Raw genomic sequence first — 9833 nt, 5'->3', positions numbered from 1 at the left:
CGGTATCCACCTTGTCGGTGGCAATCTCTAACAGCACCTCGTCGAGATCAATCGAATCACCCGGCTGCTTGTGCCACGCGATGATCGTTCCTTCGATAATGCTCTCCCCCATCTTCGGCATTACGACGTCCACGGCCACGTCGGTAGAGCCGCGCTCTTCCCGTCCCGTATCCGCCGCAGGACTGGACGCTGGTTCCGACGTCCCAACAGGCACAGGCGCCACGGCTGCGGCCGGCGCGTCAGCACCTGCATCAGCCATCACCAACTCAGGCTTGCCGGCGCTCTCTGACTCAGTCTCCGGCACTGTGGCCGATGCAGACGATGCCGACGACGTAGCGGCTGCTGCGTCCGTCTCTATGACGGCAATGACGGTCCCGACGTCAACCGTTTCCCCCTCGGCAACCAGAATCTCCGAAAGCACACCCGCCTCCGGCGCCGGCACATCGGTATCGACCTTATCCGTGCCGATCTCCAGAAGTGTCTCGTCCTGTTCGATCTCCTCACCGGGCTGCTTGTGCCACGTGATGATCGTCCCCTCGGTGATACTCTCGCCCATCTGGGGCATCTTTACTTCGACTTTCGCCATTGCGTCGCCTGAACAGCTACAAGGAATTGAGTTAGAGTGGTGACTCGAATGATAAGTATTAGCCGGTCATCCCGGTGTGACGCGTCCGTAACCTATCCAATGTGTACACACGCGAAACAAAAAAGTTGGCCATCTGACCCGAGGAAACCGCCCACCTTGAATCGAATATTGGACGGTACGAGAAACGCCCGAAGACTTTCGTCCACGGGCGTTTCGCACCAGAATTGACCCGACTCACGCGATAAGCGGCGCAATGACGAGCGCAACGACCGCAATCAGCTTGATCAGAATATTCAAGCTCGGCCCGCTGGTGTCCTTAAGCGGATCACCGACGGTGTCTCCGACAACCGCTGCCTTATGGACATCGCTGCCCTTGCCGTATACCTCACCGTTGAACTCAAAATCGCCCTCGATGAGCTTCTTGGCATTGTCCCACGCACCACCGGCGTTTGCCTGAAAGATTGCGAACAAGACGCCGGAAACGGTTACACCCGCCAGCAGACCGCCCAACATATCTTTCGATATGAATCCTACGATCACCGGCACAGAGATCGCGAGGATGCCCGGCGCGATCATCTCGCGAATCGCCGCCTTGGTGGAAATCTCGACGCACTTGGCGTACTCGGCCTTCGCCGTGCCCTCACGCAGTCCTGCGATTTCCTTGAACTGCCTGCCCACCTCCGTAATCATGTCGCTCGCCGCCCGACCGACAGCCCCCATGGCCATCGCGCTGAATACGTACGGAAGCATGGCGCCAATCAAAAGTCCTGCGAGAATCACCGGATTCGCCACGTCGATATTCTCGACACCAGCCTGCTGCATAAACGCCGCAAAAAGTGCCAGCGCCGTCAGCGCAGCCGAACCAATGGCAAAGCCCTTGCCTATGGCAGCCGTCGTATTACCGACCGCGTCGAGCGTGTCCGTCCGACCTCGCACCTCCGGTGGGAGCTTTGCCATCTCAGCAATTCCGCCCGCGTTGTCGGAGATGGGTCCGTACGCATCCACCGCAAGTTGAACACCGGTAACGGAAAGCATGCCGACCGCCGCGATGGCGATTCCGTACAGTCCTGCAAAATAGTCGGCCCCGATAATCGCAAAGGCCAGTACCAGCGCAGGAATACCGGTCGAAAACATGCCTACTCCGAGCCCGGCGATGATATTTGTTGCGGCGCCCGTGACGCTCTGCTTTGCAATACCCCTCGTCGGCCTTCCGTGGGTCGAGGTATAGTACTCCGTGACCAGGCCAATGACGACACCGGCAGCAAGACCTATCAACACCGCAAAGAAGACACCGGAGGATGTGTACGAATCCGCACCCGAAATCCACGAGTCAGGCAGGATCTCCTTGATGATGAAGTAAGAGAGAATGGCCATTAAACCCGCCGCGCCGAACTCACCCATATTGAGTCCCTTCTGAGGATTACCTCCTTCGCGGACTCGCACGAACAGTGAACCGAGAATCGAGACAAGAATCCCTACACCGGCCAGAGCAAGCGGCAGAACGACGGCAGCAATCTCATCGGTCCCCGTGGCACGAATGCCGCCCATGAACGCCGCCCCGAGAACCATGGTGCCGATGATGGACCCGACAAAGCTCTCAAACAGATCCGCTCCCATGCCGGCCACATCGCCCACGTTATCACCGACATTGTCGGCTATCGTCGCAGGGTTGCGTGGGTCGTCTTCAGGAATTCCCTCGTAGACTTTCCCGGCCAGGTCGGCGCCGACGTCTGCGGCCTTCGTGTAGATGCCGCCGCCGACTCTCGCAAAGAGTGCAATCGACGAGGCACCCAGCGAGAATCCCGATATGACGTTGATCACCTTGACCGTCGTCCACATCTCACTATAGACCAGGAACAACCCGCTGAGCCCCAGCACGCCAAGCCCGACGACGCTGAGCCCCATCACGAGTCCGCCGGAGAAGGCGACATTCAGCGCCTGTCCCAGACTGGTGCGCGCCGCCTGGGTCGTCCTCACGTTGGCCTTGGTGGCCACCCGCATTCCCACAAATCCAGCCACACCCGAGCAAAGAGCTCCCGTCGCAAACGAGATCGATATGAGCCACGACGAGTCGGCCCGGCCCGCATTGGCGAACGCGAGCAGAGCACCGACGGCGAGGACAAAGATCACGAGCACCCGATACTCCTGTCGCAGGAACGCACGGGCACCCTCTGCAATATTGTTCGCGATCTCGATCATCTCATCCGTTCCTGAATCTTGCCTGGAAACCCAGCGCGCGCGAACGAATGCGTAGAGGAGTGCGATCAAGCCTGCGACCGGCACGAGGTACAATATCAGTTGGCTATCCATAAATGTCTGGGCGACCCCCGGCCGCTATTCTGTGCAAAAGATCAACCGCAACACACGGGCGAGCTTCGAATGATGACATCGCACCGGCCGCTCAAACTGCAATTGGTGAGGTATTCGCGGGCCAAAACTGGTCAATCGGCTGAAGACGTGCAGCGGTTTAGAAACGGGAAAATATCGCGCTGGCGTAGCGGTAAGAAGCACTTAACGCATTATTCTAATCATCGCGGCTGATGCGGCGATTGTGCCTGCTCATGGCCACCTCTACGCCGTCGACTACATACGTCAGGGCGGCCTCGACCGCGCGGTCAATGGCCGCGACAACGTCCGGACCCTCGCTTTCGTCGAACGGTGACAGCACGAAGTCCGACTGGCCTCCACGAGAGAATTCCCTGCCGATCCCGACGCGAAGGCGTGGAAAGTCCCCACCGCCCATCCTGTCAATGATATCCTGCACACCGTTGTGGCCACCCGACCCTCCGGTGGCCCGGAGCCGCACCTCGCCCAGCGGGAGATGGATGTCGTCGACAATGACAAGGACATCGCGCGACGAAACACGATGCTGCTTCATCAGCGCCAGAACGGCCTGGCCGCTGCGATTCATGAATGTGGTCGGCTTCGACACGACGACGCGCCTGCCCCGCCATGTTCCGAGCCCCTGCACCGCGTTGTTCTTGTGCAGATCGAATGTAAGCTTGCAACGCTCGGCCAACAGGTTAGCGACCCGAAAACCGATGTTGTGACGGCTGTCTTCGTACTCCTCGCCTGGGTTACCCAATCCGACCAGGACACGGGGGGCTGCGGGCATTGGCTCTGGTTGGCGACTACGTCGGAAGAGACGCCTGATAAGCTCGACCATGGCTGTCGGGCTATTCCGACTTCTCCGACTTTTCCGCCTCGACGCCTTCCTCGCCCTCGACGCCTTCCTCGCCCTCGACCGGTTCTCCCTCGACACCCTCAACTTCCTCAACAACCTCCTCAACCACACGGCGAACGAAGCAAGTCACGAGGGACTGCGACGGCGATGTTACGACAGTGATGCCTTCGAATGAGAGGTCGGACACGTGGATGGTGTCTCCGATATCCAGATCCGAGATGTCCACGGTGAGATGGTCCGGGATGTTCTTGGGCAGGGTTTCGATTTCCAGTTCGTGTACAAGGAAGTCAAGATCGCCACCTTCGAGCTGGCCTTTGGCCTTTCCTACGTACTGAACGGGGACGGACAACTCGATCGCAACGCCTTCGCGGAGCATTTGGAAATCCGCATGAATAGGCATGTCGGTGGTGGGATTAAAGTCCACCTCCTTCAGAATGCAATCGTATGAGTCCTTGCCGATGCGAAGCTCGACGCGATTACGCTCATCGGTGAACACCAAACGGTGCAGATCGGCAGCCACGACGTGGAACGGGACGGTCGTCTCACCCATCCCATACACGACGCATGGTACGAACCCGGAGCGCCGCAGGGCCCTGGCAGATTTCTTCCCTGGCTCTCGTGGCTGGGCTTCGACTTTGAACGTATTCATTTCCTGATGCTATTATTGTTGATCGCCGATTCGGCGATCTTCTGAAAAAACCACTACGGGACGAACAACGTTGAGACGGACGCGTCGCGAGATATCCTGCTTATTGCGTCAGCAAAAATATCGGCTACGCTCACGACGTCTATGCGATCGGACGGTCGTTTCAACGGAACGGTGTCCGTCACAACGAGCCTGCTGATTTCGGAGCTCTCGATACGCTCATACGCAGGTCCCGACAGAATGGGGTGCGTGCAGGCCGCCATAATCTCCAGTGCTCCGGCAGCTCTCAGGGCCGCGGCGCCGCTCGTAATCGTGCCCGCCGTGTCAATGATGTCATCGATCAAAAGAACATTCTTCCCGTCGACCTCACCGATGATGTTCATCACCTCTGCCTCATTCTGCCGCGGACGTCGCTTGTCCACAACCGCAAGCTCCGCGTGCAATCGCTTCGCATACGCGCGGGCGATCTTCAACGCGCCCACGTCTGGAGCGACGACAACCAGATTTGACAGCTGGAGATCGTTGAAATAGTCAATGAAAACGGCACTTCCGTACAGATGATCCACTGGAACATCGAAAAAACCCTGAATTTGCGACGCGTGCAGATCCATGGTCAGAACCCGGTCGATTCCGGCCGTGGTCAGCATGTTGGCCATCAATTTTGCCGCAATCGACACTCTCGGCTGGTCCTTTCGCTCCTGCCGGGCATAACCGAAGTACGGAATCACAGCCGTCACGCGCGCAGCCGATGCCCTCTTCGCGGCATCGATCAGGAGCAGCAACTCCATCCAGTTGTCACCACGCGGATGCGTACTCTGGATGATAAACAGGTCCGATCCACGGATCGACTCGTCGTATCGAACGTAAATCTCGCCATCGGCGAAATCCTTGATGGCCACATGCCCCAGCTCAGTCCCGTATGACTGAGCGATATCCCGACCAAGAGCAGGATTCGACCGACCCGAAAAGAGGGTGATCGGAATGTCCCGATGAGAGAAAACCATGCTAGAGGTGACTCGGGGTCAGGGCCCGTCCATGTAGAATCGAAATACGACGCAGCTGAGGCCTACGTCAAAATGGCTGCCCGGGGAGGATTCGAACCTCCACATACGGCTCCAAAGGCCGCTGTCCTGCCATTAGACGACCGGGCAAGTACCACGCGTTCTCCCATGCCCCGGAGCCTTCAAGACATGGCCCAAGCACATCGAAAAAAATACACCGACCCCCCGCGTATGTCAACGAACCGGAGCATGATGCGTCTGTATTACGCCTCAATTCGTTTTTCGACGAACACGACCAACAAGCACCACGGAACCTGGTGACCTCCATGAGCGAAAAGCCAGTCATTGGTATCATCAGCGGCATGGGTCCGGCCGCAGGCCTGGACCTCGCCAGCAAATTGACAGGATTGACTCGAGCCACATCCGATCAGGATCACCTCCCGGTCATTTTGATGTCCTTCCCCGGCGATATTCCCGACCGGACGCGATATCTGCTGCACAATGAGGGAGCGAACCCGGGCGAGGCAATCTTCGAGGTTGCCCGCCGGCTTGAGGCTGCGGGTGCAACCGTTGCCGGCATCCCCTGCAACACTGCCCACGCCCCCCCGATTCTCGATCATGTAGCCCGGCGCCTCACCGAATCTGGAAGCCGCCTGAAGCTGCTCAACATGATCACCGAGACCGTTCATCACCTTCGCCAGACCATCGGTCCCGACGAAAAAGTGGGAATCCTGTCAACCACCGGCGTCTCTCACACCCGGCTCTATTCAGCTCCGCTCGCCGAGGCCGGCTTCGACACGGTCGAACTCGACGAGGACACGCACCACCGCCTGATCATGGATGCGCTGTACTCCCGCGAGTACGGACTCAAGGTCGTAAACCCTCCGTCTGCGAACGCACGCAAACAGGTACTGCAATCCATTGAGACCCTGAAGCAGCAAGGCGCGCAGAGTGTCATTCTCGGCTGTACCGAGCTCCCGCTGGCCGTTCCGGAGCATCAATGGGAAGGAATACGCCTCTTTGATCCCGGGCTGCTTCTGGCCAAAGCCCTCATTCGCCACACCTATCCGGACAGTCTCATCTCGGATCAAACGTAACGGCCCTGTGTTTTTCCAGAACACGCGTACCTGGAAACAGTGAACCCATGCCCAGTCAGGCAGTCGAGGACTACTTAAAGACGATCTACAAACTTCAGGGGGAGCATGCTGCGGTCACGACAGACATTGCTCGCGCCCTCGGGGTCTCCGCCGCGTCGGTCACTAGTATGGCAAAGAGGCTCGCAGACATGGGACTCGCCAATCATGAGTCGTACAAAGGTGTATCGCTGACGCCGGCCGGTGAGAAAGTCGCTCTGGAGATCATCCGTCATCACCGTCTTCTGGAGACCTACCTGAAGCGAGTCCTCGACTATCCGTGGGACAAGATGCACGAGGAGGCCGAGCACCTTGAGCATCATATTTCCGAGGAGTTCGAAGACAAGATCGAGGAGATGCTGGGGTATCCAACACACGATCCTCACGGAGACCCCATCCCGACACGCGACGGGCGCATCGCCGACGAGGTCTTGAGTTCACTTGCCGACGCCGCAGCCGGCGATGACCTGGAAATCAGGAGAGTAGCCGACGATGACCACGACCTGCTGGACTATCTCGAATCGCTCGGGCTACTGCCGGGCGTTCATCTTCAGGTAAGATCCTGCGCACCTTTCGACGGCCCGATTGTCGTCGGCATAGGCAATTCGGATGTGGTCGTCGGACGTGATGTGGCCAGACGTATTTTTACGTTGCGGTTGTCATCGTAGCGCCCGTCAATACGGAATGCGATCCCTGTTCTCGGTCCATACGCGAAAGGGTTCGGACGCTTCATCGCGGATAATGCGAGTCATTTTGAGCTGGCGATCTCCCGGCGCCACAGCAAGTTCCGTGTAGATGTAGTCGTCGTCAAATCCGGCGGCAGCGGCGTCATGGCGCGTTGATGCATAGTACACGCGGTCCGGTCGGGCCCAGTAGATCGCCCCGAGGCACATCGGGCAGGGCTCGCACGACGCATACAACTCGCATCCCGTCAACTGGAACGACCCCATCACATCACACGCGTTACGAATGGCAACGATCTCGGCATGAGCGGTTGGATCGAAGGTTGACGTGACCTGATTCGTGCCTTCCGCGATGATCTTGTCTCCACGAACCACCACCGCACCGAACGGCCCGAGTCCCGCCGCCGCATTCGCGGCCGCGATCTCTATTGCCCGATTCACAAACTTGATTTCCCGTACCAGACTCACGTCTCACCCACAGCGGCTATTATTATGCGCGAACATAGACAGTCCCTACCCGAGGATCAACGATGAAACATCTGGCCAAACGAACGGAAGGGTTAGTCCAGAGCGATATACGCGCGGTCAGCCAGATGGTTGACGCCGTGGCCGGCGTCAACCTTGGACAGGGCATCTGCGACCTTCCGACGCCCGCGGAGTTGCGAGCTGCCGCGCATACAGCCATAGAGGAAGGTCGGTCCACCTATTCGAGCTATTCGGGTATACCAGCTCTGCGGACCTTTATCCGGGACAAACTTCAAAACTTTAACCGGATCTCACGCGCTTCCGAGGACGAAATCGTCGTAAGTGTCGGATCGACCGGTGCCTTTGCAGTCGCTCTGCTGTCAATACTGGATCCGGGTGATGAAGTGATTTTGTTCGAGCCGTACTACGGATATCACCGGCATCTCATACTGGCCACGGGTGGGGTCCCGATCTCCATTCCCCAGCGAGGTCCGGACTGGACGCTAGATTTCGACAAGTTGGAGTCGGCAGTCACCGCTCGTACGAAGGCCGTGATTGTCACGACACCGGCAAATCCACATGGCAAGGTGTGGCGACGCGATGAATTAATCGCACTGCAGAAGCTGGCGGAGCGACACGACATCCTCATGGTCACGGACGAAATCTACGAGTACATGGTGTTCGACGAGCGTGAACACATTTCGATGGCATCGCTCGACGGTGCGTACGAGCGCACGATTACGATATCGGGATTCTCGAAGACCTTCAACATGACCGGGTGGCGACTTGGCTACGCGGCGGCGCCCGCCCCGATCATCGACAAGATGGGGTTGCTGAACGATCTATTTTACATCTGCGCGCCGACGCCGCTCCAGCACGGGGTCGCAGCAGCAGCCGAACTCGGCGAAGATTACTATGTCCGACTTAAGCAAGACTACACCAGCAAGCGCGAGCTGATGTGCACGACGCTCGAGGCGCTTGGATTCGACGTTCCCTGGCCGCAGGGTGCGTACTACGTGCTTGCCGATTTTGAGAAGCTGTCAACATCGGTGGCCGGGCTCGGAGATTCCCGAAGTGCCTGCAAAACACTCATCGAACGGTGTGGAGTCGGGACTGTGGCTGGATCGGCCTTCTACTCCAACCCGGCTGACGGCCGGCACAAGCTGCGTTTCTGCTTTGCGAAAGAGTGGGACGTGCTTCAGGATGCCTGCGAGAGGCTCGGGCGATTGGTACGCTAGCGGCTGCTACGCGACGCCCGTTGTCCTGAGAGCCTCAAGGACCTGATCGTGCATTAGACCGTTCGTCGCGATAACCCCGGTGTTGCCCTCCAGTCGGCCACCGTAGGCAAACTCGAGTGGTTTACCGTGAATGTCGGTGACTCTCCCACCAGCCTCTTCAACGACGAGCATTCCGGCCGCGTGATCCCAGATCTTCTCGACGTATCGCGATTGCGTAGGAAGCCTCATATAGATATCCGCCTGCCCGGCTGCGACGACTGCGTACTTCGCCTGGCTGTCCAGCCGAATCGAGTCGCGGCGGATACCGAGCACGTCGGCAACACGAGCGGCATTGTCGTGCGAACTGTGACCGGACTCCACCGACTCGCAAAATCTCGCCTCCGTAGAATCGTCGACCGAGCTCACGTGGACTTTCGCCTCGCCCAACTTGTCGTACAGTGCAGTCGCTGTGACTCCTCCTCCGAGCGAAGCCACGAAGGCTACGCCCTGACGCGACGGGTCCTTCGGGTCGGCGAGATTGGGACATCCGAGCACGGCGACTTCGACAACGCCTTCCACGATCAGTGCAAGAGCGACGGCGTATTGTTCTCCTCTCAAAAAGCCCTTGGTACCGTCGATTGGATCAAGGGTCCAGAAACGCTTTGACTGGCCCCGACTACAGCCGCGATCGATCCACGCAAGCACGTCCTCTGTCGACGCATCCGGGATCAGATCCTGAACGTGCGACAGCACCTTCTGCTGCGTCGCTCCGTTCTGCTCCGATCGCAGCATCGTTGCATCCTCCTCCCCGATGATGGGGTCGGACGGAAAATGCATATCGATGGCCCGGCAGACGAGCGCCTGGCTCCCAAAATCAGCGACGGTCACCGGACTGCGATCCTCCTTGCTGAGCGTCTC

The 9833-nt window shown here is 58.6% G+C and carries 10 protein-coding genes and 1 tRNA gene; 3 read left to right on the top strand and 8 right to left on the bottom strand.

The genetic code is table 11. The features are described 5' to 3' along the window. The 6 genes from HKN37_09610 to HKN37_09585 form a co-directional block, all read right to left on the bottom strand. On the bottom strand, positions 1-586 hold a 586-nt coding region (locus HKN37_09610; protein ID NNE46900.1), incomplete at its 3' end, for a 2-oxoglutarate dehydrogenase, E2 component, dihydrolipoamide succinyltransferase. Between the two features lie 234 nt (positions 587-820). After that, entirely contained in the window at positions 821-2896 is a 2076-nt protein-coding gene (locus HKN37_09605) for a sodium-translocating pyrophosphatase (GenBank protein NNE46899.1), read from the bottom strand. Positions 2897-3110: 214 nt separating this feature from the next. Next, positions 3111-3701 carry an aminoacyl-tRNA hydrolase gene (locus HKN37_09600; GenBank protein ID NNE46898.1) on the bottom strand — a complete coding sequence of 197 codons (591 nt, stop codon included), beginning with the start codon at positions 3699-3701 and terminating at the stop codon, positions 3111-3113. 61 nt (positions 3702-3762) lie between these two features. Next, positions 3763-4419, bottom strand: coding sequence for a 50S ribosomal protein L25 (locus tag HKN37_09595; protein ID NNE46897.1), 657 nt, complete (start codon positions 4417-4419; stop codon positions 3763-3765). 53 nt (positions 4420-4472) lie between these two features. Then, entirely contained in the window at positions 4473-5420 is a 948-nt protein-coding gene (locus tag HKN37_09590; protein ID NNE46896.1) for a ribose-phosphate pyrophosphokinase, read from the bottom strand. Between the two features lie 73 nt (positions 5421-5493). Next, positions 5494-5567 (bottom strand) — tRNA-Gln (locus tag HKN37_09585). Positions 5568-5743: 176 nt separating this feature from the next. Between HKN37_09585 and HKN37_09580 the strand changes: the two genes are divergently transcribed. Together HKN37_09580 and HKN37_09575 are read left to right on the top strand one after the other, a co-directional pair. Then, positions 5744-6514 carry an aspartate/glutamate racemase family protein gene (locus HKN37_09580; GenBank protein NNE46895.1) on the top strand — a complete coding sequence of 257 codons (771 nt, stop codon included), beginning with the start codon at positions 5744-5746 and terminating at the stop codon, positions 6512-6514. 47 nt (positions 6515-6561) lie between these two features. Beyond that, complete coding sequence (locus HKN37_09575) at positions 6562-7218, top strand: metal-dependent transcriptional regulator (protein NNE46894.1); 657 nt, start codon at positions 6562-6564, stop codon at positions 7216-7218. 6 nt (positions 7219-7224) lie between these two features. Here the strand turns inward: HKN37_09575 and HKN37_09570 are convergent, their stop codons facing one another. Beyond that, positions 7225-7674, bottom strand: a complete 450-nt coding sequence (locus HKN37_09570) for a nucleoside deaminase (protein ID NNE46893.1) — start codon at positions 7672-7674, stop codon at positions 7225-7227. An 89-nt stretch (positions 7675-7763) separates the two neighbouring features. Here HKN37_09570 and HKN37_09565 point away from each other — a divergent pair, with 89 nt between their 5' ends. Then, positions 7764-8936: a pyridoxal phosphate-dependent aminotransferase gene (locus HKN37_09565; protein ID NNE46892.1), complete on the top strand. Its 1173-nt coding sequence runs from the start codon at positions 7764-7766 to the stop codon at positions 8934-8936. 6 nt (positions 8937-8942) lie between these two features. Here the strand turns inward: HKN37_09565 and HKN37_09560 are convergent. Continuing rightward, the coding region (locus HKN37_09560; protein ID NNE46891.1) for a 3'(2'),5'-bisphosphate nucleotidase at positions 8943-9833 on the bottom strand (891 nt) is incomplete at its 5' end.

The organism is Rhodothermales bacterium, assembly GCA_013002345.1.
In the GTDB taxonomy this organism is placed as follows: Bacteria; Bacteroidota; Rhodothermia; order Rhodothermales; family JABDKH01; genus JABDKH01.
Note: the sequence above shows the minus strand (reverse complement) of the source record. Positions and strands in the feature narration are given on the sequence as shown.

Coding starts and splice junctions, on each gene's coding strand:
- HKN37_09595 (NNE46897.1), bottom strand. CDS start 4,419: ATGAATACGTTCAAAGTCGAAGCCCAGCCACGAGAGCCAGGGAAGAAA.
- HKN37_09590 (NNE46896.1), bottom strand. CDS start 5,420: ATGGTTTTCTCTCATCGGGACATTCCGATCACCCTCTTTTCGGGTCGG.
- HKN37_09600 (NNE46898.1), bottom strand. CDS start 3,701: ATGCCCGCAGCCCCCCGTGTCCTGGTCGGATTGGGTAACCCAGGCGAG.
- HKN37_09565 (NNE46892.1), top strand. CDS start 7,764: ATGAAACATCTGGCCAAACGAACGGAAGGGTTAGTCCAGAGCGATATA.
- HKN37_09605 (NNE46899.1), bottom strand. CDS start 2,896: ATGGATAGCCAACTGATATTGTACCTCGTGCCGGTCGCAGGCTTGATC.
- HKN37_09580 (NNE46895.1), top strand. CDS start 5,744: ATGAGCGAAAAGCCAGTCATTGGTATCATCAGCGGCATGGGTCCGGCC.
- HKN37_09575 (NNE46894.1), top strand. CDS start 6,562: ATGCCCAGTCAGGCAGTCGAGGACTACTTAAAGACGATCTACAAACTT.